The 25,095-nt window shown below is 66.0% G+C and carries 21 protein-coding genes; 7 read left to right on the top strand and 14 right to left on the bottom strand.

Annotated elements, in window-relative coordinates; translation table 11 throughout:
• Positions 1–91: 91 nt before the first annotated feature.
• The 3 genes from xseA (at position 92) to leuA (ending at position 4,395) form a co-directional block, all read left to right on the top strand.
• Positions 92–1,471, top strand: a complete 1,380-nt coding sequence (gene xseA / locus K2O50_RS05225) for an exodeoxyribonuclease VII large subunit (RefSeq protein WP_050704214.1) — start codon at positions 92–94, stop codon at positions 1,469–1,471.
• Between the two features lie 3 nt (positions 1,472–1,474).
• Complete coding sequence (locus K2O50_RS05220) at positions 1,475–2,302, top strand: M23 family metallopeptidase (RefSeq protein ID WP_050704153.1); 828 nt, start codon at positions 1,475–1,477, stop codon at positions 2,300–2,302.
• A 419-nt stretch (positions 2,303–2,721) separates the two neighbouring features.
• A complete protein-coding gene (leuA, locus tag K2O50_RS05215; RefSeq protein WP_050704152.1) occupies positions 2,722–4,395 on the top strand; it encodes a 2-isopropylmalate synthase in 1,674 nt (557 codons plus the stop codon).
• Positions 4,396–4,614: 219 nt separating this feature from the next.
• On the opposite strand, the gene K2O50_RS05210 is transcribed toward leuA, so the two are convergent.
• Genes K2O50_RS05210 through zwf form a run of 3 tightly spaced genes read right to left on the bottom strand, consistent with a single transcriptional unit; the run spans position 4,615 to position 7,476 of the window.
• Positions 4,615–5,289 carry a bifunctional 4-hydroxy-2-oxoglutarate aldolase/2-dehydro-3-deoxy-phosphogluconate aldolase gene (locus tag K2O50_RS05210; RefSeq protein ID WP_050704151.1) on the bottom strand — a complete coding sequence of 225 codons (675 nt, stop codon included), beginning with the start codon at positions 5,287–5,289 and terminating at the stop codon, positions 4,615–4,617.
• Between the two features lie 17 nt (positions 5,290–5,306).
• On the bottom strand, positions 5,307–6,020 hold the full coding sequence (pgl, locus tag K2O50_RS05205) for a 6-phosphogluconolactonase (RefSeq protein ID WP_050704150.1): 714 nt from the start codon (positions 6,018–6,020) through the stop codon (positions 5,307–5,309).
• The gene (gene zwf, locus K2O50_RS05200) at positions 6,007–7,476 is read right to left on the bottom strand and encodes a glucose-6-phosphate dehydrogenase (protein WP_050704149.1); all 1,470 of its coding nucleotides are present in this window, start codon (positions 7,474–7,476) and stop codon (positions 6,007–6,009) included. Before zwf ends, pgl begins: the two co-directional genes overlap by 14 nt.
• 191 nt (positions 7,477–7,667) lie before the next feature.
• On the opposite strand from zwf, the gene hexR reads away from it, so the two are divergent.
• A complete protein-coding gene (gene hexR / locus K2O50_RS05195) occupies positions 7,668–8,531 on the top strand; it encodes a DNA-binding transcriptional regulator HexR (protein ID WP_177330822.1) in 864 nt (287 codons plus the stop codon).
• Here the strand turns inward: hexR and K2O50_RS05190 are convergent.
• The 11 genes from K2O50_RS05190 to edd all read right to left on the bottom strand — a co-directional run bounded on the left by K2O50_RS05190 (position 8,524) and on the right by edd (position 21,985).
• The gene (locus K2O50_RS05190) at positions 8,524–9,378 is read right to left on the bottom strand and encodes a D-hexose-6-phosphate mutarotase (protein ID WP_050704147.1); all 855 of its coding nucleotides are present in this window, start codon (positions 9,376–9,378) and stop codon (positions 8,524–8,526) included. The genes hexR and K2O50_RS05190 overlap by 8 nt on opposite strands.
• Positions 9,379–9,496: 118 nt before the next feature.
• Positions 9,497–10,840: a carbohydrate porin gene (locus tag K2O50_RS05185; RefSeq protein ID WP_050704146.1), complete on the bottom strand. Its 1,344-nt coding sequence runs from the start codon at positions 10,838–10,840 to the stop codon at positions 9,497–9,499.
• A gap of 183 nt (positions 10,841–11,023) precedes the next feature.
• A complete protein-coding gene (locus K2O50_RS05180) occupies positions 11,024–12,172 on the bottom strand; it encodes an ABC transporter ATP-binding protein (RefSeq protein WP_050704145.1) in 1,149 nt (382 codons plus the stop codon).
• A 3-nt stretch (positions 12,173–12,175) separates the two neighbouring features.
• The gene (locus K2O50_RS05175) at positions 12,176–13,021 is read right to left on the bottom strand and encodes a carbohydrate ABC transporter permease (RefSeq protein ID WP_050704144.1); all 846 of its coding nucleotides are present in this window, start codon (positions 13,019–13,021) and stop codon (positions 12,176–12,178) included.
• Positions 13,014–13,922, bottom strand: a complete 909-nt coding sequence (locus K2O50_RS05170) for a carbohydrate ABC transporter permease (RefSeq protein WP_050704143.1) — start codon at positions 13,920–13,922, stop codon at positions 13,014–13,016. The genes K2O50_RS05175 and K2O50_RS05170 overlap by 8 nt, the downstream gene beginning before the upstream one ends.
• 168 nt (positions 13,923–14,090) lie before the next feature.
• Positions 14,091–15,377 (bottom strand): ABC transporter substrate-binding protein, encoded by a 1,287-nt coding sequence (locus K2O50_RS05165; protein ID WP_050704142.1) that lies wholly within the window; start codon positions 15,375–15,377, stop codon positions 14,091–14,093.
• Between the two features lie 115 nt (positions 15,378–15,492).
• Entirely contained in the window at positions 15,493–16,710 is a 1,218-nt protein-coding gene (locus tag K2O50_RS05160) for an AGE family epimerase/isomerase (RefSeq protein WP_052896246.1), read from the bottom strand.
• A 179-nt stretch (positions 16,711–16,889) separates the two neighbouring features.
• The gene (locus K2O50_RS05155) at positions 16,890–18,344 is read right to left on the bottom strand and encodes an ATP-binding protein (protein WP_050704140.1); all 1,455 of its coding nucleotides are present in this window, start codon (positions 18,342–18,344) and stop codon (positions 16,890–16,892) included.
• Positions 18,328–19,023, bottom strand: a complete 696-nt coding sequence (locus K2O50_RS05150) for a response regulator (RefSeq protein ID WP_267967174.1) — start codon at positions 19,021–19,023, stop codon at positions 18,328–18,330. The genes K2O50_RS05155 and K2O50_RS05150 overlap by 17 nt, the downstream gene beginning before the upstream one ends.
• Positions 19,024–19,205: 182 nt before the next feature.
• Positions 19,206–20,162, bottom strand: a complete 957-nt coding sequence (locus tag K2O50_RS05145; protein ID WP_050704139.1) for a glucokinase — start codon at positions 20,160–20,162, stop codon at positions 19,206–19,208.
• A complete protein-coding gene (gene edd / locus K2O50_RS05140; RefSeq protein ID WP_050704138.1) occupies positions 20,159–21,985 on the bottom strand; it encodes a phosphogluconate dehydratase in 1,827 nt (608 codons plus the stop codon). The genes K2O50_RS05145 and edd overlap by 4 nt, the downstream gene beginning before the upstream one ends.
• A gap of 266 nt (positions 21,986–22,251) precedes the next feature.
• Here edd and gap point away from each other — a divergent pair, with 266 nt between their 5' ends.
• The 3 genes from gap (at position 22,252) to K2O50_RS05125 (ending at position 25,063) form a co-directional block, all read left to right on the top strand.
• A complete protein-coding gene (gene gap / locus K2O50_RS05135; protein WP_050704137.1) occupies positions 22,252–23,253 on the top strand; it encodes a type I glyceraldehyde-3-phosphate dehydrogenase in 1,002 nt (333 codons plus the stop codon).
• Positions 23,254–23,494: 241 nt separating this feature from the next.
• Complete coding sequence (locus K2O50_RS05130) at positions 23,495–24,007, top strand: RNA polymerase sigma factor (RefSeq protein ID WP_050704136.1); 513 nt, start codon at positions 23,495–23,497, stop codon at positions 24,005–24,007.
• A 93-nt stretch (positions 24,008–24,100) separates the two neighbouring features.
• Positions 24,101–25,063 carry a FecR domain-containing protein gene (locus K2O50_RS05125; RefSeq protein ID WP_050704135.1) on the top strand — a complete coding sequence of 321 codons (963 nt, stop codon included), beginning with the start codon at positions 24,101–24,103 and terminating at the stop codon, positions 25,061–25,063.
• The last annotated feature ends 32 nt before the right edge of the window (positions 25,064–25,095 follow it).

Raw genomic sequence — 25,095 nt, 5'->3', positions numbered from 1 at the left:
ACGCCCTAGGTCGGATGAGCGTGGGAGCGGGCTTGCCCCGCGATGAGGCCGGCACAGACAACCAGGCCTTCGGTCCTTTATGATGCCCGGCATGATCAGAGACCCTTTCGAACGACTCGGCCTGGACCGCGAGGTCCTCACCGTCAGCCAGCTCAACGGCCGCGCCCGCGTGCTGCTCGAGGACGTGTTCCGCAGCGTCTGGGTGGAAGGCGAGATTTCCAACCTCGCCCGCCCGGCCTCCGGCCACATGTATTTCACCCTCAAGGACAGCGGCGCGCAGATCCGCTGCGCGCTGTTCCGGCAGAACGCCGCCCGCGTGCGCCAGGCCCTGCGTGACGGCCTGGCGGTGAAGGTGCGCGGCAAGGTTTCGCTGTTCGAGGGCCGCGGCGACTACCAGCTGATCCTCGACACCGTCGAACCGGCCGGTGACGGCGCCTTGCGCCTGGCCTTCGAGGCGCTGAAGGAAAAGCTCGGCGCCGAGGGGCTGTTCAGCACCGAACGTAAGCAGCCGCTGCCGGCGCATCCGCGGCGCATCGGCATCGTCACCTCGCCCACCGGCGCGGTGATCCGCGACATCATCAGCGTGTTCCGGCGCCGCGCGCCGCAGGTCGAACTGAACCTGATCCCTACCGCCGTGCAAGGCCGCGAGGCCATCGCACAGATCGTCCATGCCCTGCAGATGGCCGACCGGCAAGGCTTCGACGCGCTGATCCTGGCCCGTGGCGGCGGCTCGCTGGAAGACCTCTGGTGCTTCAACGAAGAGGCCGTGGCCCGTGCCGTGGCCGCCTGCGTGACGCCGATCGTCAGCGCCGTGGGACATGAAACCGACGTGTCGATCAGCGACTTCGTCGCCGACGTGCGTGCGCCCACACCATCAGCCGCCGCCGAACTGCTCGCCCCCGACAACAGCGGGCTGCAGCAGCGCCTGGACAGCCTGCAGCGACGCCTGTTGCTGCGCATGCAGAGCCGCCTGGCCCATGACCGCCTGCGCGTCGAGGGCCTGGCCCGGCGCCTGCGCCACCCGGGCGAGCGCCTGCGCCAGCAGGCCCAGCGCCTGGACGACCTGGACATGCGCCTGCGCCGTGCCTTCGCGCTGAACATGAGCCGACGCCACGAACGCCTCGGCCGCCTCGACATGCGCCTGGCCGCACAGCACCCGGGACGCAACCTGAAACTGCTCAAGCAGCGCCTGGACAGCCTGGCCGAACGCCTGCCACGGGCCATGCGCGACGTGCTCAAGGACCGCCGCCAACGCTTCCAGGCGCAGTTGCAGACGCTGCAGGTGGTCAGCCCATTGGCGACCCTCGCCCGCGGCTACAGCATCCTCCTCGACGAGCGCGGCCAGGCCATCCGCAGCGCCGCGCAGACCCACAACGGCCAGCGCCTGACCGCCCGTCTCAACGAAGGCGAGCTCAAGGTGCGGGTCGAGGACAACCACCAGACTCCGGTCACCCTCTCGCTACTGGACTGACACATGCCCCGCCTGTTCGCGCCCCTGCTCGCCCTCGCCCTGCTGCTGCCGCTCACCGCGGCCCAGGCCAGCTACATCACCCGCGCCCTCGACAAGCCGGTGCCCGGCGGCGTGGCCGTGGTCAACCTGGGGCCGGCCGCCAGCGCGCCGAGCGCCCGCTTCGACGGCAAGCCGGTGCTGGTGGTGAAGGAGCAGGACAACTGGCTGGCCATCGTCGGCATACCGCTCACCCAGAAGCCCGGCAGCGCCGTGCTCACCCAAGGGGGACGCGACATTCGCTTCAGCGTGGGCAGCAAGAAATACCCCGAACAGCACATCACCCTGAAGAACAAGCGCCAGGTCAACCCCGAGCCCGAGGACCTCAAGCGCATCGACCGCGAGCTGGCCGAGCAGGTCAAGGCCTACCGCAGTTTCAGCCCGACCCTGCCGAGCAACCTGATCCTCGACAAGCCGGTCAACGGCCCGCTGTCGAGCAAGTTCGGCGTGCGCCGCTTCTTCAACGGTGAGGAGCGAAACCCTCATGCGGGCCTTGACTTCGCCGTGCCGGCCGGCACGCCGATCAAGACCCCGGCCAATGGCAAGGTGATCCTGGTGGGCGACTACTTCTTCAATGGCCGCACGGTGTTCGTCGACCATGGCCAGGGCTTCATCAGCATGTTCTGCCACATGTCGAAGATCGATGTGAAGCCGGGGCAGGTGCTGCGCCGGGGCGAGGTGGTCGGCCGCGTGGGCTCGACCGGCCGGGCCACCGGGCCACATATGCACTGGAACGTCAGCCTCAACGATGCGCGGGTGGATCCGGCGATTTTCATCGGCGCGTTCCAGCCCTGAGTCCTGTGCCATATGGGCCGGCCTCTTCGCGGGTAAACCCGCTCCCACAGGAATGGCGCCGTACCTGTGGGAGCGGGTTTACCCGCGAAGGGGCCGGCACGGCCAACATCAATCACTTTGTGTTGCGCCATCGAAAAATACTGCGCAACATTAAAGGAACAGAACAACAATATCAGCCATAAAATCTCGAGAAATCGCATTTTTTAAGCATTTCTCTCAATTTCCCCGCAGTGCTTGCCATCCCCCAACCCACTGGTTAGGGTTGAGCCTATGAACATCTTCAGCACCCTGCTCCGACAACACCGCAGCCTCTGCCTGGTCAGCGCCCGACTACCAGGGTGAATCGCGTCGCCTCGCCTTTTTCTCTCGTTTTCGTTTGGCAGGCCCGATCACGGCCGCACATAAAAAGGATTGCTTCCATGACCATGCTCAAAGACCCTTCGAAGAAATACCGCGCGTTCCCGACCATCGACCTGCCCGACCGTACCTGGCCGTCGAAGACCATCACCCAGGCACCGATCTGGTGCAGTTCCGACCTGCGTGATGGCAACCAGTCGCTGATCGAGCCGATGGACTCGGAGAAGAAGCTGCGGTTCTGGAAGACCCTGGTGCAGGTGGGCGTGAAGGAGATCGAAGCGTCGTTCCCGTCGGCCTCGCAGACCGACTTCGACTTCGTACGCACCCTGATCGAAGAAGGCCACATCCCGGACGACACCACCATCCAGGTGCTGACCCAGGCCCGTGAAGACCTGATCGCCCGTACCTTCGAGTCCCTGCGCGGGGCCAAGAAGGCCATCGTGCACCTGTACAACGCCACCTGCCCGTCGTTCCGCCGCATCGTCTTCAACCAGGACAAGCAGGGCGTGAAGGACATCGCGGTCAACGCCGCCAAGCTGTTCGTCAAGTACGCCGCCCAGCAGCCGAACACCCAGTGGACCTTCCAGTACTCGCCTGAAACCTTCAGCGCCACCGAACTGGAATTCGCCAAAGAGGTGTGCGACGCGGTGATCGAAGTGTGGAACCCGACCCCCGAGCACAAGATCATCCTCAACCTGCCGGCCACCGTCGAAGTCGCCACGCCGAACGTCTACGCCGACCAGATCGAATGGTTCTGCCGCAACATCAACCGTCGCGACAGCGTGATCATCAGCCTGCACACCCACAACGACCGTGGCACCGGCATCGCCGCCACCGAGTTGGGCCTGATGGCCGGCGCCGACCGTGCCGAAGGCTGCCTGTTCGGTAACGGCGAGCGCACCGGCAACGTCGACCTGGTCACCCTCGCCCTGAACCTCTACACCCAGGGCATCGACCCACAGCTGGACTTCTCCGACATCGACGGCGTGCGCAAGGTCGTCGAGGAGTGCAACCAGCTGCCGGTGCACCCGCGTCACCCGTACGTCGGCGACCTGGTCCACACCGCCTTCTCCGGCTCGCACCAGGACGCCATCCGCAAGGGCTTCGCCAAGCAGCAGGATGGCGAACTGTGGGAAGTGCCGTACCTGCCGATCGACCCGGCCGACATCGGCCGCAGCTACGAGGCGGTGATCCGCGTCAACAGCCAGTCGGGCAAGGGCGGCATCACCTACCTGCTCGAGCAGGAGTACGGCATCAGCTTGCCGCGCCGCATGCAGATCGAGTTCAGCCAAGTGGTACAGGGCGAGACCGACCGTCTCGGCCTGGAAATGACCGCCGAGCAGATCTACAAGCTGCTGCAGAAGGAATACCTCCAGGCCAATGCACCGTATGCGCTGGTCAGCCACCGTCTGCAGGAAGAGAACGGCAGCAGCCACGTGCAGGTGGAAGTCTCCGGTGAAGGCGAGACCACCCTGCACTGGCACGGTAAAGGCAATGGCGCCCTGGAAGCGCTGGTCGCCGGCTTGCCGGTCAGCGTGGAGATCATGGACTACAACGAGCACGCCATCGGTGCCGGCACCAACGCCAAGGCGGCGGCCTACATCGAGCTGCGCGTGGCCGGTGGGCGTCCGGTGCACGGCGTGGGCATCGACGAGAACATCACCACCGCCAGCTTCAAGGCGCTGTTCAGCGCGCTGAACCGCTCGCTGAGCCAGCAGCAGGCCAAAGCGGCGTAAACCATCGCCGATGAACGAAGCCCGCATCCTTGATGCGGGCTTTTTTATTGCCTGTGCCGGCCTCTTCGCGGGTAAACCCGCTCCCACAGGGATCGCACGGTACCTGTGGGAGCGGGTTTACCCGCGAAGAGGCCGGCACAAGCGCTACAAACATTTCAGGCAAAAAAAAGGGGCGCCGACCAAGCGCCCCACAAGCCGTGTAGCACACAACGAAATCTGTCAGTCCAGCAACGCCATCGCCTCGGCGCTGCACGCCTCGATCCGCGCCCAGTCGCCGTTCTTGATCCAGCTGCTGTCGAGCATCCAGGTGCCGCCCACGCACATCACATTGGGCAGGGCCATGTAGTTGCGCACGTTGGCCGGGTTCACCCCGCCGGTCGGGCAGAAGCGAATGTCGCCGAACGGGCCGGCAAAGGCCTTGATCGCCGCCACGCCACCACTGATCTCCGCCGGGAACAGCTTGAAGCGACGGTAGCCGAGGGCGTAGCCCATCATGATCTCCGACGGCGTGCTGATGCCCGGCAGCAGCGGAATGTCGCTGTCCACGCCCGCCTCGAGAATGTCCTGGGTGATGCCCGGAGTGACGACGAACTGCGCGCCCGCGGCCTCGACGGCGGCAAACATGCCACGGTCGAGCACGGTACCGGCGCCGACGCACAGTTCGGGACGCTGCTCGCGCAGCACCTGGATCGCTTTCAGGCCGTGCTGCGAGCGCAGGGTCACTTCCAGGGTGCGGATGCCGCCGGCGGCCAGGGCGTCGGCCAGGGGCAGGATGTCCTCCTCACGGGCGATGGTGATCACCGGCAGGATGCGCGCCTTGTCGCAGATCGCGTCGATCCGCGCGGCTTTGTCGGCCATCGAGAGCAAAGGCTGTGGGCGTTCGAGGGTGGTCATGACAATGGGTCCTTGGCTCATGGGCACCAGTAGATGTCCAGGGGGTCGTGAAGAAAGGCGCGAATCGGCATTTCGGTAGGGTCTTCGGCCGCCAGGGCGGCACGCAGGGTGGCGAGCTTGCCCGCGCCTTGCACGGACAGGGCGATGAAGCCGGCACTGGCCAGCAGCGCACGGGTCATGCTCAGGCGCTGGTGCGGCACGCTCGGCGCCAGCATCGGCAGGCAGCGACGCTCGCCGACCTTGGCCAGGCCTTGGCGCAGGTTGGGGCTGGCCGGGAACAGCGAGGCCGTGTGGCCGTCGTCGCCCATGCCCAGCACCAGCACATCGATCGGCGGCAGGTCGGCGAGTACCTGGTCGGCCTGCTCGGCGGCGGCCTCCAGGGTCGCGGCGCTCTGGTACAGGCCGATGAAACGCGCCTTGGCCGCACCGCCCTTGAGCAGGTGGCGGGCCAGCAGGCCGGCGTTGCTGTCGTCGTGTTCCACCGGCACCCAGCGCTCGTCCGCCAGGCTCACGGTGACCTTCGACCAGTCCAGCACCTCTGCCGCCAGTTTCTCGAGAAACGGCACCGGGCTGCGACCGCCGGACAGCACCACGCACGCCTGGCCCTTGCTGGCGATGGCCTGGCGCAGGCGCTCGGCCACATCATGGGCCAGGGTCGCCGCCAGGGTTTTCGCATCAGCCAGCTGATGCGCCTTTACCGTCGCCGGCAGTTGCAGTTCAGATATCGCCATACCAGGCCCTCCCATCGCGAGTGATCAATGCAATCGAGCTCATCGGCCCCCAGGAACCGGCCGCATAGGGCTTGGGCGCGTCGCCGCTGGTCTTCCAGCCGGCGATCAGCTGATCGCACCATTTCCACGCGTATTCGATCTCGTCCTTGCGCACGAACAGGTTCTGGTTACCGCGCATCACTTCCAGCAACAGACGCTCGTAGGCGTCCGGAATCCGCGCGCTGCGCCAGGTGTCGGAGAAGTTCAGCTGCAGCGGGCCGCTGCGCAGCTGCATACCCTTGTCCAGGCCCTGCTCCTTGGTCATCACCCGCAGCGAAATGCCTTCGTCCGGCTGCAGGCGGATGATCAGCTTGTTGCCGATCTGCAAACGCTGTTCCGGAGCGAAGATGTAGTGCGGAGTTTCCTTGAAGTGGATGACGATCTGCGACAGCTTCTGCGGCATGCGCTTGCCGGTGCGCAGGTAGAACGGCACGCCCGACCAGCGCCAGTTGCGGATATCGGCGCGCAGGGCGACGAAGGTCTCGGTGTCGCTCTGGGCGTTGGCGTTGTCCTCTTCCAGGTAGCCCGGCACCGGCTTGCCGTCGCTGAAGCCGGCAATGTACTGGCCGCGCACCACATGGGTGCTCAGGCCTTCGCCGGTGATCGGCGCCAGTGCCTTGAGCACCTTGACCTTCTCGTCGCGGATGCTGTCGGCGGACAGGTCGCTGGGCGGGTCCATGGCGATCAGGCAGAGCAGCTGCAACAGGTGGTTCTGGATCATGTCGCGCAGCTGGCCGGCCTTGTCGAAGTAACCCCAGCGGCCCTCGATACCGACCTTCTCGGCGACGGTGATCTCCACATGGGAGATGGAATTCTGGTTCCACTGGGTTTCGAACAGGCTGTTGGCGAAGCGCAGGGCGATCAGGTTCTGTACCGTTTCCTTGCCCAGGTAGTGGTCGATGCGGTAGACCCGGCTCTCGGGGAAGAACCGCGCCACTGCGTCGTTGACCCGGCGCGACGACTCCAGGTCGTGGCCGATGGGTTTTTCCAGCACCACGCGGGTGCGCGAGGCCAGGCCGGCCTTGTCGAGGTTCTCGCAGATCGCGCCGTAGACCGCCGCCGCCGTGGCGAAGTAGGCGATCAGCGGCTGCCCGCTCGGCGCCTGCTCGGCCAGGGCCTGATAGCCCTCGGGTTCGACGAAGTCCAGGTGCAGGTAGCTCAGGCGCCCGAGGAAGCGCCCCAGGGAAGCGGCATCGATCTCGGCCTCCGGCACATGGCGGCGCAGGTGGGCTTCGATGCTGTTCAGGTGTTCCTGCACGCTGCCCGGCTCGCGGGCCAGGGCCAGCAGGCGGGTGTCCGGGTGCAGGAGGTCGGCGCGGTCGAGCTGGTAGAGCGCGGGAAACAGCTTGCGCAATGCCAGGTCGCCGAGGGCGCCAAAGAGGGCGAAGGTGCAGGGTTCGACACTGATCGCGGCCATGATGTTGGTTCTTTTATAAATGTTGGACTAGGAATACCGGTTTCAACCCTGCTTTTCAAGGGTTAATGTAGTAAAAACCACAACATTGAATACAGCCATTACAGACAAGTGGTGTGACAATCTTACCGACAGTACGATACACGCCACCGCAAAAAGCCTGCTTCCCGACCCAAGGACACACCATGGACCGCGTGCGCAACCTCCTGGAACAGATCCAGGGCCGCCTCGACGAGCTGAACAAGGCCGAACGCAAAGTCGCCGAAGTCATCCTGCTCAACCCGCAACAGGCCACCCGTTTCAGCATCGCCGCCCTGGCCCAGGCGGCCAAGGTCAGCGAACCGACGGTCAACCGCTTCTGCCGCTCGTTCGGCGTCAGCGGCTACCCCGAGCTCAAGCTGCAGCTGGCGCAGAGCCTGGCCAGCGGCGCCGCCTATGTCAGCCGCGCGGTGGAGGCCGACGACGATCCGGCCGCCTACACCCAGAAGATCTTCGGCAGCGCCATCGCCTCGCTGGACAGCGCCTGCCAGGCGCTTGACCCGCAGCAGGTCAGCCGCGCCGTGGACATGATGATCCAGGCCCGGCAGATCCACTTCTTCGGCCTCGGCGCCTCGGCCCCGGTGGCCCTCGACGCCCAGCACAAGTTCTTCCGCTTCAACCTCGCGGTGTCGGCCCATGCCGATGTACTGATGCAGCGCATGCTGGCCTCGGTGGCCCACACCGGCGATCTGTTCGTGATCATTTCCTACACCGGGCGCACCCGCGAACTGGTCGAGGTGGCGCGCCTGGCCCGGGAAAACGGCGCCTCGGTGCTCGGCCTGACCGCCGCCGGCTCGCCCCTGGCCCAGGCCTGCAGCCTGAGCCTGTACATTCCGCTGCCGGAAGACACCGACATCTACATGCCGATGACCTCGCGGATCATCCAGCTCACCGTGCTCGACGTGCTCGCTACCGGCATGACCCTGCGCCGCGGCGTGGACTTCCAGCCGCACCTGCGCAAGATCAAGGAAAGCCTCAACGCCAGTCGCTACCCGATCGAGGACGACGACCTCAACTGAGCCGGTGCGCCTGCAGCCGCAGGTGCGCCCGCTCCCCCGGCGCCAGGCTCAGGCCCTCGCCACTGCCACTGGCCGCCTCGACGCAGACAAAGCCCTGGCATTCGCGCCCGGTCACGCCCATCAACGGGCGATTGCCCGGGTGCCAGACCACGGTGTCGTCGCTGTCGCCGGTGTCGATGCACAGCTCGCGCTGCCAGGCCGGGTCCTGCAACTGCACCTTGGGTGTACCGGGGTAGACCTTCTGGCAGCCGCCCTTGAGGGTCAGCGCGCCATCCTCGCGGCAAACCTGGCGATTGAGGCGATCGTAGCCTTGGATATCCTCGAGCCCGGACAGCGCTATCTTCGACACGTCGCTGATTCGCCAGTAGGCCAGCAGCGCATGACTCAGCTGGCAGGGCTCGCTGTCCTGGTGCTCGGTGCAGAGGCTCAGCTCCATGCTCGCGCCAAGCCGGGCGTGCAGGTCGACCTGCCAGTCGCACAGGTCCAGGCGCCACTTCAGGGTCACGCCCTGCTCGTCCTCAAGGCTGTCCACCAGCTTCCAGTCCAGCAGGCGCGCCCAGCCGTGGGCCGGCCACAGGTCCTCGCTGGGGTGACGGCCATACCATGGCCAGCATACCGGCACGCCCCCACGGATGGCGCCCACCTGCGGCCACTGCTCGGCGCACCACAGCCAGGGCTTCTCGCCGGCCGGCTGGAAATGCAGCAGCTGCGCGCCCTGACGGCTGAACACCGCCTGGCAGCGTGGGTGGTCGATGATCAGCACATCGCGCTGCTGGTAACGCTCCCACTCGAAGGTCGGCCTGGGCCGTTGCGAGGTGAAGAAGCGATGTAGCGGATGTTCAGGCATGGTTCCGAGCTCTTTTGTTGTTCGAGATAGCGCTGTCTCGCCCCGTGCCCGCTAACCACTGCTGGCCAGTGGTTAGCGGGAGGTCGAGATGGATGGCGTAAATTTACAACAATTTTTCTCAGAATGACGACTGAATCTTCAACCCCGCGACCAGCGCGTTATCCACCTCGTCCACACCGCCCGGGCTCTTGATGTACTGCAGGTTCGGGCGCACGGTCAGCCAGTTGGTGACGTGGAAGCCGTAGTAGAGCTCGGCGTTGTACTCGGTGCGCTGCAACGGCGCGAAGCCCGGGTTGTCGTAGTCGTTGATACCGCTCTGGGCATTGAGCAGCTCGGCGCGCTTCTTCACGTCGTCGTTGACGTGGATGCGGGCGATGCCGAAGCCGATGTCGTCCTTGGGCCGGGCGTCGAAGGCGCCCTTGTAGACCAGGCCGACCTGCTGGTAGTTGTCGACCACGTTGGTGGCCTTGTCGTGCACGGTGAAGTTGGCGAACAGGCTCAGGCCACGATTGACGTCGCCGGCATGGGCGGTGACCTGCTGCTGCGCCACCACCCACCAGCCGTGCTTGCTGGAGTGCGACTTGAACGCCGCGCCGGTCAGCGCCTGCGGGTTGCCGTTGATGTCGTCGTAGACGTCGTCGGCCTTGGCGGTGCTGTAGTAGTAGCCCAGGCGGTACTCGCCCGGCAGGCCGTTGACCTTCGGCGACCACACCGCCTCCACCGGCAGGATCGCGCCCTTGGTGCCGCTGCCGCTGAGCTTGAAGCCGTTGCCGGTCTCAAGGTTCGACGGGTTCTGCTCGTAGGCGCCGACCTGGACGAAGAATTCCGGGGTGATGTTGTACTTGACCCGCAACGCCCACTGGCTGACCGGCCAGTTGTACCAGATGCCGCCGACCCAGTTGCCCACCTGCGAGCCGCAGAACGCCAGGTTCTGGAAGTCACAGGGGAAGCTGTTGAAGTCCTCGCCCTCGCCGAAGCGGCCGAATTTCACGTCCAGCGCGCCGTCGAAGTACTTCTGCTTGATCCACATCTGGGTCAGGCGCCAGGTCTGGCCCCGGCCCCAGACCTCCTGCACCGAGCTGAACTGCCCGGCGCGCGGGTCGCTGATGCGGTCGTTGGACAGGTTGCGGCCGCTACGCTCGGTGATCGCCAGTTTGAACTCGGTGTCCTTCCAGCCGAAGATCTTCTCCAGGTCCAGGTGCGCGCCCAGGGCGAACTGGTCGCTGTAGCGCGCGGTCTTGTCGTCGTTGTAGCCGCCGTTAAGGTTGCCGGCCACCTCGCCGACGTAGTCGAGGGTGAAGTCGTAGCCCTTCTCCAGCAACTCGGTGCGGGTGCCGCCCCAGTCGCCGGTCATCCATTTCGATTCCGACGAGAAAGCCTCGGCGGCCTGGGCCCCGCTGCTGCCGACCACGGCCAGCAGTGCCAGTGAGCCCAGCGTCCTGATGCGATTGCGATGTTCCATCCCTTTGCGTCCTCTTTTCTTGTTATTAACAGAACGGTTTAACGGCGTTCTTCTGTAGGAGCGGCCTTGTGCCGCGAAAGGGCTGCATAGCAGCCCCAGCAATCCTGAAGGATGCCAAGACCCTGGGGCCGCTTCGCAGCCCTTTCGCGGCGCAAGGCCGCTCCTACAGGGACCGTGTCCGGTTTAGCGGCCTTTGAAACGCGTCACGTTGTCCTTTACGGCGGTGGCGGCAAGGTCCAGGCGTTCGCCGCTGCCGGCGTCGAACAGCAGCACCCGCGCCGGGTCGAACTGCAGGTTGAGGCTGTCGCCGACCCGGCATGCCACATCCGGTGCCAGGCGGCAGCAGACCTTGGTCTGGTTGAGGGTGACGAACACCAGCAAGTCCGGCCCGGTAGGTTCGGTGACCTGCACTTCGGCGCGGATGCCCGGCAGGCCATTGCCCTGCTCCGCGCCCAGGGTGATCTGCTCCGGGCGCACGCCGAGGATGATCTCGCGGCCTTCCAGCTCGTCTGCCGCCGCGCCCAGCGGCAGCTCGCAACGCGCCTGGCCGCTGTCGAGCAGCGCCAGCACGCGCCCGTCCTGCCGGGTCAGGCGCACCGGGATGAAGTTCATCGGCGGCGAGCCGATGAAGCTGGCGACGAACAGGTTGGCCGGATCGTTGTAGATCTGCTGCGGCGTGCCGAATTGCTGGATGATGCCGTCCTTCATCACCGCTACCTTGTCACCGAGCGTCATCGCCTCGATCTGGTCGTGGGTGACATACACCGTGGTGGTTTTCAGGCGCTGGTGCATCAGCTTGATCTCGGTGCGCATCTCCACCCGCAGCTTGGCGTCGAGGTTCGACAGCGGCTCGTCGAACAGGTAGATCTTCGGCCGCCGCGCCAGCGCCCGGCCCATGGCCACGCGCTGTTGCTGGCCGCCGGACAGCTGCCCCGGTTTACGCTCGAGCAGGTGCTCGATCTGCAGCAGCTTGGCGACTCGCGCCACCTCTTCGTCAATAGCGGCCTGGGGCATCTTGCGGATCTTCAGGCCGAAGGCGATGTTGTCGCGCACGTTCATGGTCGGGTACAGCGCGTAGGACTGAAACACCATGGCGATGTCGCGGTCCTTGGGGCTCATGCCACTGACGTCCTCATCGTCGATGAGGATCGCCCCGCCGCTGATGCTCTCAAGGCCAGCGATGCAGTTCATCAGTGTCGACTTGCCACAGCCCGAGGGGCCGACCAGAATCAGGAACTCGCCGTCCTTGATTGCCAGCTGGATATCCTTGAGCGTGTCCGGCAGGCCCACACCGTAGGTCTTGTGCACATTGCGAAGTTCGAGTGTTGCCATGACTTACCCCTTGACCGCGCCGGCGGTCAGCCCGCGCACGAAATACTTGCCCGCGACCACGTAGACCAGCAGCGTCGGCAGCCCGGCGATCATCGCTGCGGCCATGTCGACGTTGTATTCCTTGGCCCCGGTGCTGGTGTTGACCAGGTTGTTGAGGGCCACGGTGATCGGTTGCGAGTCGCCGCTGGAGAACACCACGCCGAACAGGAAGTCGTTCCAGATCTGGGTGAACTGCCAGATCAGGCAGACCATGATGATCGGCGTCGACATCGGCAGGATGATCCGCCCGAAGATGGTGAAGAACCCGGCGCCGTCCAGGCGCGCGGCCTTGACCAGGGCATCGGGGATGCTCACGTAGTAGTTGCGAAAGAACAGCGTGGTGAAGGCCAGGCCGTACACCACGTGCACCAGCACCAGCCCGCTGGTGGTACTGGCCAGGCCCAGCTTGCCGAGGGTGAACGAGGCCGGCAGCAGCACGGTCTGGAACGGCAGGAAGCAGCCGAACAGCAGCAGGCCGAAGAACAGTTGCGACCCACGGAAGCGCCACATCGACAGCACATAGCCATTGAGCGCGCCAATCGCGGTGGAGATCAGCACCGCAGGCACAGTGATCAGGATCGAGTTGACGAAGTAGCCGCTGACCGTGGTCCACGCCTTGCTCCAGCCAATGGTGGTGAACGCAGTCGGCCAGCTCAGCAGGTTGCCGCTGCCGATGTCCTCGGGGGTCTTGAAGCTGGTCAGCAGCATCACCACCAACGGCACCAGGTACAGCAGCACGGCCAGCAGCAGCACGGCGTGGATGGCGATACGGCTGAGGTTCAGTGCGGGTTTGTCGGTCAGGCTAGTCATGGCGTTTGCCCCGCAATTCGGAATACAGGTACGGCACCAGGATCGCCAGGATCGCGCCGAGCATCAGGATCGCGCTGGCCGAGCCCATGCCCATCTGCCCGCGACTGAAGGTGAACGAGTACATGAACATGGCCGGCAGGTCCGAGGAATAGCCAGGGCCGCCGGCAGTCATCGCCGCCACCAGGTCGAAGCTCTTGATGGCGATGTGCGAAAGGATCATCAGCGAGCTGAAGAACACCGGGCGCAGGCTGGGCAGCACCACGGTCCAGTAGATGCGCGGCAGGCTGGCGCCATCGAGCTGGGCGGCGCGGATGATCGACTGGTCGACACCGCGCAGGCCGGCGAGGAACATCGCCATGATGAAGCCCGAGGCCTGCCACACGGCGGCGATCACCAGGCAGTAGACCACGCGGTCGGGGTCGATCAGCCAGTCCAGGCGAAAGCCTTCCCAGCCCCAGTCGCGCAGCAGCTTGTCCAGGCCCATGCCGGGATTGAGCAGCCACTTCCAGGCGGTGCCGGTGACGATCATCGACAGGGCCATGGGGTACAGGTAGATGGTGCGGATGAAACCTTCGCGGCGGATGCGCTGGTCGAGCAGCACGGCGAGGAACACGCCGATGGCCAGGGTGATGCCGATGAACAGGCCGCCGAACAGCAGCAGGTTCTTGCTCGCCACCCACCAGCGGTCGTTGTCGAACAGCCGGGCGTACTGCGCCAGGCCCGCCCACTTGTAGGTGGGCAGGAAGGTCGAGGTGGTGAACGAGAGGACGAAGGTCCACAGGATATAGCCGTAGAAGCCCACCAGGACGATGAACATGCTCGGCGCCAGCACCAGCTTCGGTAGCCAGCGCTGCAGCGCGTCCAGGGGGGAGGCCCGCAGGCGGGCAGTTGCTGTGGTCATGGTTCAGATCTCGTTTCGAGAAAGGCAGATAACCGTGTAGGAGCGGCCTTGCCGGGGCGCCGGACCGGCCGGAAAGGGCCGCAGCGCGGCCCCGGCAACAACTGGAGAGGCCAGGGGCCGCTATGCGGCCCTTTCGCGGCACGAGGCCGCTCCTACACAGGCGCCTGACTACTTGGCGGCGTTGACTGCGGCGGCCAGCTTCTTCGCCGCATCCGCAGGATCGGCCTTCGGATCGTTGATGTAGTTGGTCACCACATCGAAGAACGCCCCCTGCACCGCCAGCGTGGTGGCCATGTTGTGCGCCATGCTCGGTTGCAGGCCGCCGGTCTTGGCGTCGGCCAGGAAGTCCTTGGCCGCGGTCTGGGCGCAGCTGTCGAAGCCGTGCTTGCCCATGTCGGCGAGCATGTCGTTACGCACCGGGATCGAGCCCTTGTTGGTGCTGAAGACCTTCTGGAACTCCTCGCCCAGCACCTTGCGGGCGATGTCCTGCTGGCCCGCCGCCGTGCCCTTGTCCTTCTGTTTGAACACCACCAGCGAGTCGATGTTGTAGAGGAAGGCCTGGTCGGTGCCGGGGAAGGCCACGCACTGGTAGTCCTTGCCAGCAGTCTTCTTCGCCAGGGTCCATTCGCTCTTGGCCCAGTCGCCCATGATCTGCATGCCGGCCTTGCCGTTGATGACCTTGGCCGCCTCCAGGTTCCAGTCCTGGCCCTTGCCGTCAGGGTCCATGTAGGTGGCGACCTTCTTCAGCTCGGTGAGCGCCTTGACCATCTCGGGGCCGGTCAGGGCCTTTTCGTCCAGTTCGACCAGCGCTTTCTTGTAGCCTTCTACGCCCATTACCGAGAGCACCACGCTCTCGAACACGGTGCTGTCCTGCCACGGCTGGCCGCCGTGGGCCAGCGGGATGAAGCCGGCGGCCTTGAGCTTGTCGCCGGCGGCATAGAATTCTTCGAGGGTGGTCGGCGCCTTGTCGATGCCGGCCTTCTTGAACACTTCGGGGTTGATCCACAACCAGTTGATGCGGTGGATGTTCACCGGCACGGCCACGTAGTCGCCGTCGTACTTGACGGTGTCGGCGACCTTTTTGTCGAGCAGGCTGTCCCACTTCTCCGTTTTGGCCACGTCCTTGAGCACGTCAGGGTCGAGCAGGCCGGTCGCGGCCCAGTCCTGGATATCCGGTCCTTTGATCTGGGCCACGGCGGGCGGGTTGCCTGCCACCGCGCGGCTCTTGAGCACGGTCATCGCGGTGGCGCCACCACCACCAGCCACGGCACCGTCCTTCCAGGTGAAACCATCTTTCTCGACCTGGGCCTTGAGCACGTCGACGGCAGCTTTTTCACCACCGGAGGTCCACCAATGGACGACCTCCACGTTGCCTTTGGATTCGGCGGCATGGGCATTGAGCGAGCAGAGTGAGGCGAGGGAGATCGCAGCGGCGAGACGAAGCGTCGAATGCATGGGAATACCTTTATTGTTGTTATGCGAGGCAAGACTGTCGCTTGCATGGCATGGAGTGTAAGGAGCCCGCGTCCGTCGTCAGGTAACGAACGGATGCGCGAATGTCATCATCTGGTTACATAGCCAGGGACGTGGCCAGGCTCGGCGCCAGCGGCAGGCGCGGCAGCAGCAGGGCCTGGTAGGCGTGGTAGAGGTCGGGCTTGCCGCCCCAGATCCGTGCACTGGGCAGCAAGGTCGCATCGAGCTCGTGGTGCCAACTGCCGTGGCTGCGGTCGATGAAGTGGCTGGCGATGAAGTCCCAGAAGCAGCGATACCAATGTTCGTACTGCGCCTCGCCGGTACGCCGCAACAGGGCCGCGGCGGTGGCGCTGGCCTCGGCATGTACCCAGTGCAGGCGCTCGCGCACCACCGGGCGGTTGCGCCAGTCCAGGGTGTAGACCAACCCCGGCGTGCCATCGGCCTGCCAGGCATGCTTGCAGGCGCTGTCGAACAGCCCCCTGGCGGCAGGCAGCAAGGACTCGGGCGCAGGCAGTTGCGCCCGTTGCAGGGCCGCCTCCAGGTGCAGCACCAGGCGTGCCCATTCGAAGGCATGGCCGGGCGTGGTGCCGTAGGGGCGGAAGCCGTCGGCGGGGTTGTCGCGGTTGTAGTCGGGCAATGCCTGCCAGTGCTCGTCGAAATGCTCGGTGACCCGCAAACCATCGGCGGCGACCTGGGCCAGGATCAAACGCTGCACGATGCGCAGCGAACGATCCAGCCAGCGCACGTCGCCGGTGACATCGGCCAGGGCGAGAAACGCCTCGACGCCGTGCATGTTGCTGTTGGCTCCACGGTAGGTCTCCGCCTGCCGCCAGTCGCGGGAGAACGACTCGCGCAGGGCGCCCTCCTCCTCGCACCAGAAGTGCTGCTCGATGACCCGGAGCACGGCATCCAGCAGTGCCTGGGCCTGTGTGACACCCGCCACCACCGCCGAGCTGGCGGCAAGGGCGACGAAGGCATGCAGGTAGGCGGCCTTGCCGGTGTCGCCGTGGCCTTCGGGCTGGGCGTACCAGCCGTCGTGCTCCTGGTCGCGCAGCGGGCCCAGCAGGGCCTCGACGCCATGCTCGACCAGCTCGCGGCAACCCGGAACGCCCTGGATATGCGCCAGGGCGAAGCTATGCGTCATGCGCGCGGTGTTCATGGTCTCGGCCAGGGCGCAACGGGGCAGACGGCCTTCGTCGTCGAGGTTGCCGAACCCCTGGGGCAGGCGCGAAGCCCTGGCGAAGGCGAGCAGGCGCAGGGCCTCGGCGTCGAGCCAGGCATGGTGTGTCGGGGAGTCGATCCAGCGGTTGGCCATGGGCATGGTCTTCCTTGTTGTTGTCAGCCGATTCTAGTCAGCCGTCCTGGCTGGCATGTCACGAAGACTGGCTCGATTGTCACCACATCGTTACATCGAAGCCTTTATCGCGGGGCAAGCCCGCTCCCACGCCGGCCGCGCATGTTGGCGTGGGAGCGGGCTTGCCCCGCGATAAGGGCTCATTCGGCTGTACGCGGCAGGTACAAGGTCACCCGCAGTCCACCCTCACGCAAGTTGAACAGGCTCACCTCGCCGCCATGACTGTGGGCGATGTTGCGCGCGATCCCCAGTCCCAAACCGTACCCCTGCTGCTGCCCGGCCAGCCGGAAGTGCGGCTCGAACACCTGCTCCAGGCGCTGCTCCGGCACCCCCGGCCCCTGGTCGTCCACCTGCAGGACGAAGCTCTCGGTACTGTCGAGAATCCGCAGGTGCGCCCGCTCGCCGTACTTGATGGCGTTATCGATCAGATTGCCGATGCAGCGGCGCAGGGCCAGCGACTTGCCGGGATACGGCGCCAGCGCCTGTCCCTCGAGGGTGATGCGGCCGTCACCGAGGTAAGGCTCGGCGAGCATCTCCAGCACCTGGTTGAGGTCGATCGGCTCGATGTTCTCGTGAATGTCGGTGTCCTTCACGCACTGCAACGCCCCTTTGACCAGCAGCTCCAGCTCGTCGAGGTCGCGGCTGAACTTCGCTTGCAGCTTCTCGTCCTCGAGCAGCTCGACCCGCAGGCGCAGGCGCGTGATCGGCGTGCGCAGGTCATGGGAAATGGCGCTGAACAACTGGGAGCGCTCGGTGAGGTAACGGCTGATGCGCTCGCGCATGCTGTTGAACGCCCGCCCCACCTCGACCACTTCACTGCCGCCGCCCTCGGCCACCGGGGCCACGTCGGCGCCCAGCGACATTTCCCGCGCCGCCCGCGCCAGGCGCTTGAGCGGCCGGCTCTGCCAGTGCACCAACAGGCCGATGAACAGCAACAGCAGGGCGGTGGTCATGGCGATGAAGCCGATCTGCTGGCGCGGCAGGCGCTCGGCCTCGAGGCTGGTGTAGGGCTCTGGCAACAGCGAGGCGATGTACAGCCACTCGCCCTCGCCCAGGCGGATCTGGGTCACCAGCACCGGCGGGTTGAGCGGCTCCAGGGTCAACGAGTAGTGCGCCCAGGAACGGGGCAGCTCATCGAGTTTCAGGCCGCTGTTGAAGATCCGCAGGTCGTCGGGGCTGACGAATTCGACGGAGATCTCCAGCTGCTGGCCCAGGCGCTCGTGCAACACCTCCTGGAACACGTCGATCACCGCCTGCTTGCGCGGGGTGATCGGCAGCACCGGCATCTCCAGCGGCTTGACGTTGAGCGAGACGAAGAAGCGCGTGCCGCCCATGCTGCGCAACTGGTCGAGGACCATGGGTCGGTAGGCCACCGGCAGCGAACGGAAGTAGCTGACGCTGGCACTCATCGAATGGGCCAGGCTGCCAGCACTGGCACGCAGGCCCTGCAGCTGGCTGGCGCGCAGTTGCGCCACCCAGATCAGGCTCGACAGCCCCTGGGCCAGCAACACCACCAGCAAGGTCAGCAGCAGCATGCGTCCCAGCAGCGAGCGCGGCAGCAGGCGCCAGCGGCGCTCGCTAGGCCGGGCAGACATTGGCCGCCAGCAGGTAGCCGCTGCCGCGCACGGTGCGGATCAGCCGAGGGGGTTTTTCCGTGTCGCGCAGGCGCTGACGCAGGCGGCTGACCGCCATGTCGACGATACGGTCCAGCGGCATCGGCTCGCGCCCGCGGGTGGCGTTGCCGATGGTGTCGCGGTCGAGGATCTGCTGCGGGTGGTCGAGGAACAGCTTGAGCAGGGCGAAGTCGGCGCCGGAGAGGATCACCTCCTCGCCATCGCGGTGGAACAGGCGATGGCTGATCGTGTCCAGGCGCCAGTCGTCGAAGGCCAGCACCGCGCTGGCCGGCGCCGCCTGGCCGAAATCGGCGCGGCGCAGCAGGGCCTTGATGCGGGCTTGCAGCTCACGCGGGCTGAAGGGCTTACCGAGGTAGTCGTCGGCGCCCAGCTCCAGGCCGATGACCCGGTCGGCCTCGTCGGAGCTGGCGGTCAGCATGATGATCGGCACCCGCGCCTGGCGCGGGTGCTGGCGGACCCAGCGGCACAGGCTGAAGCCATCCTCGTCGGGCAGCATCACGTCGAGGATCACCAGGTCATAGGGGTTGGCGTCCAGGGCGCGGCGAAAGCCCTGGCCATCAGGTTCGGCATGGACCTGCAGGCCGCAGCGGGCAAGGTAGGTCTGCAACAGTTCGCGGATGTCCTGGTCGTCGTCGACCATCAGGATCGATTTGCCGGCAGTGGTCACAGTGGTCAGTCCTCTTGTAAACGCAGATCTTCATGCCTGCTGTACGGGGCTGCCTTGCAGCCCTTTCGCGGCACAAGGCCGCTCCTACCGTTGATCGCGTTTCCCCTGTAGGAGCGGCCTTGTGCCGCGAAAGGGTCGCAAAGCGGCCCCAGCGATCAATGATCCAACGCTTGCTGCAAGGCCACCCCGGCCCCCAGCAACCCGGAAAACTCCGCGGTCACCAGCCATACCGGCACCCCGGCGAAATAACCACTCATGCAGCCCTTGTCGGCGAAACTCGCGGCGAATCCGCTGCCCAGGAACAACTCGGCGAAACGCGGAATCACCCCACCGACAATGTAGACCCCACCCCGGGCGCCCAGGGTGAGCACGTTGTTGCCCGCCACCCGCCCGAGGAAGCGGCAGAACTGCTCGATCACCGCCAGCGCCCGGGGCTCGCCGGCCAGGGCCGCGTCGGTGATCTGCGCCGGGGTCTTGTGCGTCGGCGTGGCGCCGTCGAGCGCGCAGATCGCCTGGTACAAGCGCACCAGCCCACCGCCACTGAGCACCGTCTCGGCGCTGACATGGCCGATCTGCCGGTGAATCTCCTGGTGGATCGCCGCCTCGCGGGCATTGCCCACCGGCAGGTCGACATGCCCGCCCTCCCCCGGCAGCGCCAGCCAGTGCTCGCCCAGGCGCAGCAGGCTGCCCACGCCCAGGCCGGTGCCGGGGCCGATCACCAGTGCCGGACGCGCCGGGTCGGCGAGGCCTGCGCAGACCTCGCGGAATTCACCGTCGCGCAGGCGGGTCATGCCCAGGGCCATGGCGGAAAAATCGTTGATCAGCAACAGGCGCTCGACCTGCAGCGTCTGGCAGAACGCGCTGCGGCTCAGGCGCCAGTGGTTGTTGGTGAAGCGGAATTCGTCGCCGTCCACGGGACCGGCCACCGCCAGGCACACCGCCGCCAGGCCGCCACGGGCGATGCTCTGGTCGGCGAGGTAGGCCTCGATGGCCTGCTCGGGGCTGGTGTAGTCGGCGGTGGCCAGCACCTGGACCGCCTGCAGCTCGTTGTCGCGCCACAAGGCAAAACGTGCGTTGGTGCCACCGATGTCGCCGACCAGCAAGGCCTTCATTTGAGGTTCTCCAGGGCCGAGGTGAAGGCGCTCGCGCCCTGTTCGGCGGAACTGAACGCCACGCGCATGAAGCCGAACAGCTCGCGCCCGCAGCCCAGGTCGTTGCCCGTGGGCGGCTCGGGCAGCTCACGGCTGGCCAGTTCCTCGGCCGGGACCATGATCCGCAGCGTGCCTTCGGCACCATCGACGCGCACGATATCACCATCGCGCACCCGCGCCAGCGGGCCGCCGTCGAAGGCTTCCGGGCACACGTGGATGGCCGCCGGGATCTTGCCCGAGGCGCCGGACATGCGCCCGTCGGTCACCAGCGCCACCTTGAAGCCGCGGTCCTGCAGCACGCCGAGGAACGGCGTCAGCTTGTGCAGCTCGGGCATGCCGTTGCAACGCGGGCCCTGGAAGCGCACCACGGCGACGAAGTCGCGCTCCAGTTCGCCGGCCTTGAACGCATCGGCCAGCGCCTGCTGGTCGTGGAACACCCGGGCAGGCGCCTCGACCACGCGGTGCTCAGGCGCCACCGCCGACACCTTCATCACGCCGCGCCCGAGGTTACCCTCCATGACCCGCAAGCCGCCCTCGGCGGAGAACGGCCGCGCCACCGGGCGCAGGATGCTTTCGTCGAGGCTGTCCTTCGGCCCTTCGCGCCACACCAGTTGGCCATCTTCGAGGAACGGCTCCTGGGTATAACGGCGCAGGCCATGCCCGGCCACGGTGTTGACGTCCTCGTGCAGCAGGCCCGCATCGAGCAGCTCGCGAATGAGGAACGCCATGCCGCCGGAGGCCTGGAAGTGGTTGATGTCGGCCTTGCCGTTCGGATAGACGTGGGACAGCGTCGGCACCACCTCGGACAGGTCGGCCATGTCCTGCCAGGTCAGCTGGATACCGGCGGCCTGGGCGATGGCCGGGATGTGCAGGGTGTGGTTGGTCGAGCCGCCGGTGGCGTGCAGGGCGACGATCGAGTTGACCAGCGCCTTTTCGTCGACGATCTCACCGATGGGCATGAAGTTGCCGCTGGCCTTGGTCATGCGCGTGACCTGGCGCGCGGCTTCGGCGGTGAGGGCATCGCGCAGTGGCGTGTACGGGTTGACGAACGAAGCGCCCGGCAGGTGCAGCCCCATCACCTCCATCACCAGCTGGTTGGTGTTGGCGGTGCCGTAGAAGGTGCAGGTGCCCGGGCCGTGGTAGCTCTTCATTTCCGATTCGAGCAGTTGCTCGCGGGTGGCCTTGCCCTCGGCGTAGCGCTGGCGCACATCGGCCTTCTCTTTGTTGGAGATGCCCGAGACCATCGGCCCGCCCGGCACGAAGATGGTCGGCAGGTGGCCGAAACGCAATGCGCCCATCATCAGGCCGGGAACGATCTTGTCGCAGATGCCCAGCATCAGGGCGGCGTCGAACATGTTATGCGACAGGGCGATGGCGGTGGACATCGCGATCACTTCGCGGCTGGCGATGGCCAGCTCCATGCCCGGCTCGCCCTGGGTCACGCCATCGCACATGGCCGGCACGCCGCCGGCGAACTGGCCGACCGAGCCGACTTCGCGCAGGGCCTGCTTGATCTGTTCGGGGAAGTGTTGGTACGGCTGGTGCGCCGAGAGCATGTCGTTGTAGGCCGAGACGATGGCCACGTTGGCGGCGTTCATCAGGCGTAGGGTCTGCTTGTCCTCGCCGCCACAGCCGGCCACGCCATGGGCGAAGTTGGCGCACTGCAGGCTGGCGCGCATGGGTCCGTCACTGGCCGCCCCACGGATCAGCTCAAGGTAGCGTTCACGGGTACGGCGGCTGCGGGCGATCAGCCGTTCGGTGACCTCAAGGATGCGCGGATGCATGTACTGGACTCCAGGCTAACTGTGGGGCGGCTTCACCAGGCCATTTCCCCTCCAAACGATTGCGACCTAGGCTCTAGAAAAAGGTGCCTGGACCGTTCGAAATGGGGCTGACCCGACCACTCGTTGTATGTTTAAACAAAATACTGCCAGCAAAAAGGCTTGTTTTCTATCTCTCGGTGAATAATCTTGTAATTCCAACAACAAAACCGTTTCAGTGAAGCTGCTCTTTGTGCCACAGGCTTCACCCGACTGCCAGAGGTAACGCCATGACCCTACGCATCGCCATCAACGGATTCGGCCGCATCGGACGCAACGTCCTGCGCGCACTGTACACGCAGGGCTACCGCCAGGACCTGCAGGTCGTCGCCATCAACGACCTGGGCGACAGCGCGATGAACGCCCATCTGCTCAAGTACGACAGCGTCCACGGCATTTTCGACGCCAGTGTCGAGGCCGACCACGAAAGCCTCACCGTCAATGGCGACCGCATCGCCGTCAGCGCCATCCGCAACCCCGCCGAACTCCCTTGGAAGACCCTGGCCATCGACGTGGTGTTCGAGTGCACCGGGCTGTTCACCGAACGCGCCAAGGCCGCCGCCCACCTGACGGCCGGCGCCGCCAAGGTGATCGTCAGCGCGCCGGCCAAGGGCGCCGATGCCACCGTGGTGTACGGGGTCAACCACGATGTGCTGCGCGCCTCGCACCAGATCATCTCCAACGCCTCGTGCACCACCAACTGCCTGGCGCCGATCGCCCAGGTGCTGCACCGCGAGTTCGGCATCGAGCAAGGCCTGATGACCACCATCCATGCCTACACCAACGACCAGGTGCTCACCGACGTCTACCACGGCGACCCTTACCGCGCCCGCTCGGCCACCCAGTCGATGATCCCGAGCAAGACCGGCGCCGCCGAAGCCGTGGGCCTGGTGCTGCCGGAACTGGCCGGCAAGCTCACCGGCATGGCCGTGCGGGTACCGGTGATCAACGTGTCGTTGGTCGACCTCACGGTCAACCTCAAGCGCGAGGCCAGCGCCGACGAAGTCAACCAGCTGTTCCTCGAGGCCAGCCGCCACTCGCGGGTGCTGGGCTATAACGCCCTGCCGCTGGTGTCGTGCGACTTCAACCACAACCCGCTGTCGTCGATCTTCGACGCCAACCACACCCGCGCCAACGGGCGCATGCTCAAGGTGCTGGCGTGGTACGACAACGAATGGGGCTTCTCCAACCGCATGCTGGACAACTGCCTGGCGTTGTTCAACGCCAGGTGAAGTCTTACGCGATCCCATGTAGGAGCGGCCTTGTGCCGCGAAAGGGGCGCGAAGCGGCCCCAGCAACTTCTGCATTCACATCGAAATCCTGGGGCCGCTTCGCGGCCCTTTCGCGGCACAAGGCCGCTCCTACACGGGTCGCGTTAGCCGCATTATTTACCTGATCGTGACATTTCTGCGCTTGACCTCGAGCATGGATGATAAGCATTATCATTCACCCGAAAAACGACCAGGTTTCCCCGTGAGTCAGTCCCGGTTCAACTCAGTGTTCCTCACCCAGCGCCTCTCCCTGCTGCGCACCTTGCAGCGCATGGTGGGCAACTCCAGCACCGCCGAGGACCTGCTGCAGGAAACCTACCTGCGGGTCACCCGCGCCCTGGGCGAGCGGCCGATCGAACACCTCGAGCCCTTCGTCTTCCAGACCGCGCGCAACCTGGCCCTGGACCACCTGCGGGCACGTCGGGTGCAGGCGCGCACGCTGGTGGACGATGTGCCCGAGCAGGTCCTGCACAATGTCGCCGCCCCCTCGGCCAGCAGCGAGGACGCCACCCACGCCGAGCAACTGCTCAAGCACCTGAGCGTCAGCCTCGGCCAGCTCAGCGAACGCCAGCAGCGCATCTTCATCCTCAGCCGCCTGCACGGCGCCAGCTACCTGGAAATCGCCGACCAACTGAAGGTCTCGGCCAGCACTGTGCAGAAAGAGCTGAAACTGATCATGGCCATCTGCATGGGCGTGGCCGATCGTCACCAGTGATGCGACCGCTCGCCGCTGCCCCGCGCAAAGCCCTTGCCATGGACCGGGCCTGCACTGATCATGCGCAAAAAAAGCCCCTCTCAAGGATCCCCCGTGACCGACCACCCCACCCCTCGCCCGTCACCCGCCGAGCCTGATGCCCGCGCCCGTGCCCGCGAGGAGGCGCTGGACTGGTTGATCCGCCTGCAGTGCGCCAGCGAGGACGACACCCGCGCCTTCGAGCACTGGCTGGGGGCCGAGCCGGAAAACGCCGAGGCCTATGTCGAGGCCGAAGCACTTTGGAACGGCGCCTCGCTGCGCCAGGCCGCCGGCCAGTTGCAACACAGGCGCAAGCGCTCGCTCGCCGGGCGCCTGCGCAGCCACTGGAAACCGCTGGCCACCGCCGCCGTGCTGCTGGTCGGGCTGTTCACCTTCGGCAACCTGCCGGTGCGCCTGCAGGCCGACCACCTGACCGTGGTCGGCGAACGCCAGCGCCTGGAGCTGGACCCGGGCGCCAAGGTGCTGCTCAACACCAACTCGGCCTTCGCCAGCGACGAGCGAGAGGGCCGCAAGGTCGCCCGCCTGCTGCAGGGCGAGGCGTACTTCCAGGTATCCAATACCAGCCAGCCGCCCCTGGAAGTCCAGGCCGGCCCGTTGCGCGCCAGCGTGCGCGACACCGACTTCGCCGTGCGCTACCTCGATGGCGAGGCCCAGGTGCGGGTGCAGCGCGGCGATGTCGACCTGCAGGCCGCGAGCGACCAGCGCATCCGCCTGAGCGCCGGCGACAGCATCAGCGTCGGCCCCAAGGGGTTCGGCCAGCGTCAGCGCCCCGACATGAGCAAGGACCTGGCCTGGGTCGAAGGCCGCCTGGTGTTCGAGAACTGCCCGCTGAGCCAGGTGCTCGCGGAAGTCCGCCGCTATTACCCGGGTTGGATCATCAATAGCAACGCCCACCTGGAGCAGGTCGCGGTCACCGGCAACTACCGCCTCGACCAGCCGCTGGAAACCCTGCGCGCCCTCGCCCATATCACCTCGGCGCAACTGCACGAGTACCCAGCCGTGGTGATTCTCAACTGACCCGGTAAGTTTTTTTACGCGATCACCCTGCC

This window comes from Pseudomonas sp. 2hn, from assembly GCF_019646095.1.
Taxonomy (GTDB): domain Bacteria; phylum Pseudomonadota; class Gammaproteobacteria; order Pseudomonadales; family Pseudomonadaceae; genus Aquipseudomonas; species Aquipseudomonas peradeniyensis.
This window is presented reverse-complemented; position numbering and strand designations above follow the sequence as displayed.

What these genes read in the sequence shown, in the direction of transcription:
- edd (WP_050704138.1), bottom strand. Translation starts at nt 21,985, where the DNA reads ATGCATCCGCGCATCCTTGAGGTCACCGAACGGCTGATCGCCCGCAGC.
- K2O50_RS05170 (WP_050704143.1), bottom strand. Translation starts at nt 13,922, where the DNA reads ATGACCACAGCAACTGCCCGCCTGCGGGCCTCCCCCCTGGACGCGCTG.
- K2O50_RS05180 (WP_050704145.1), bottom strand. Translation starts at nt 12,172, where the DNA reads ATGGCAACACTCGAACTTCGCAATGTGCACAAGACCTACGGTGTGGGC.
- K2O50_RS05160 (WP_052896246.1), bottom strand. Translation starts at nt 16,710, where the DNA reads ATGGCCAACCGCTGGATCGACTCCCCGACACACCATGCCTGGCTCGAC.
- K2O50_RS05175 (WP_050704144.1), bottom strand. Translation starts at nt 13,021, where the DNA reads ATGACTAGCCTGACCGACAAACCCGCACTGAACCTCAGCCGTATCGCC.
- leuA (WP_050704152.1), top strand. Translation starts at nt 2,722, where the DNA reads ATGACCATGCTCAAAGACCCTTCGAAGAAATACCGCGCGTTCCCGACC.
- xseA (WP_050704214.1), top strand. Translation starts at nt 92, where the DNA reads ATGATCAGAGACCCTTTCGAACGACTCGGCCTGGACCGCGAGGTCCTC.
- pgl (WP_050704150.1), bottom strand. Translation starts at nt 6,020, where the DNA reads ATGGCGATATCTGAACTGCAACTGCCGGCGACGGTAAAGGCGCATCAG.
- K2O50_RS05155 (WP_050704140.1), bottom strand. Translation starts at nt 18,344, where the DNA reads ATGTCTGCCCGGCCTAGCGAGCGCCGCTGGCGCCTGCTGCCGCGCTCG.
- K2O50_RS05210 (WP_050704151.1), bottom strand. Translation starts at nt 5,289, where the DNA reads ATGACCACCCTCGAACGCCCACAGCCTTTGCTCTCGATGGCCGACAAA.
- K2O50_RS05190 (WP_050704147.1), bottom strand. Translation starts at nt 9,378, where the DNA reads ATGCCTGAACATCCGCTACATCGCTTCTTCACCTCGCAACGGCCCAGG.
- K2O50_RS05165 (WP_050704142.1), bottom strand. Translation starts at nt 15,377, where the DNA reads ATGCATTCGACGCTTCGTCTCGCCGCTGCGATCTCCCTCGCCTCACTC.
- K2O50_RS05185 (WP_050704146.1), bottom strand. Translation starts at nt 10,840, where the DNA reads ATGGAACATCGCAATCGCATCAGGACGCTGGGCTCACTGGCACTGCTG.
- gap (WP_050704137.1), top strand. Translation starts at nt 22,252, where the DNA reads ATGACCCTACGCATCGCCATCAACGGATTCGGCCGCATCGGACGCAAC.
- K2O50_RS05150 (WP_267967174.1), bottom strand. Translation starts at nt 19,023, where the DNA reads ATGGTCGACGACGACCAGGACATCCGCGAACTGTTGCAGACCTACCTT.
- K2O50_RS05220 (WP_050704153.1), top strand. Translation starts at nt 1,475, where the DNA reads ATGCCCCGCCTGTTCGCGCCCCTGCTCGCCCTCGCCCTGCTGCTGCCG.
- zwf (WP_050704149.1), bottom strand. Translation starts at nt 7,476, where the DNA reads ATGGCCGCGATCAGTGTCGAACCCTGCACCTTCGCCCTCTTTGGCGCC.
- K2O50_RS05145 (WP_050704139.1), bottom strand. Translation starts at nt 20,162, where the DNA reads ATGAAGGCCTTGCTGGTCGGCGACATCGGTGGCACCAACGCACGTTTT.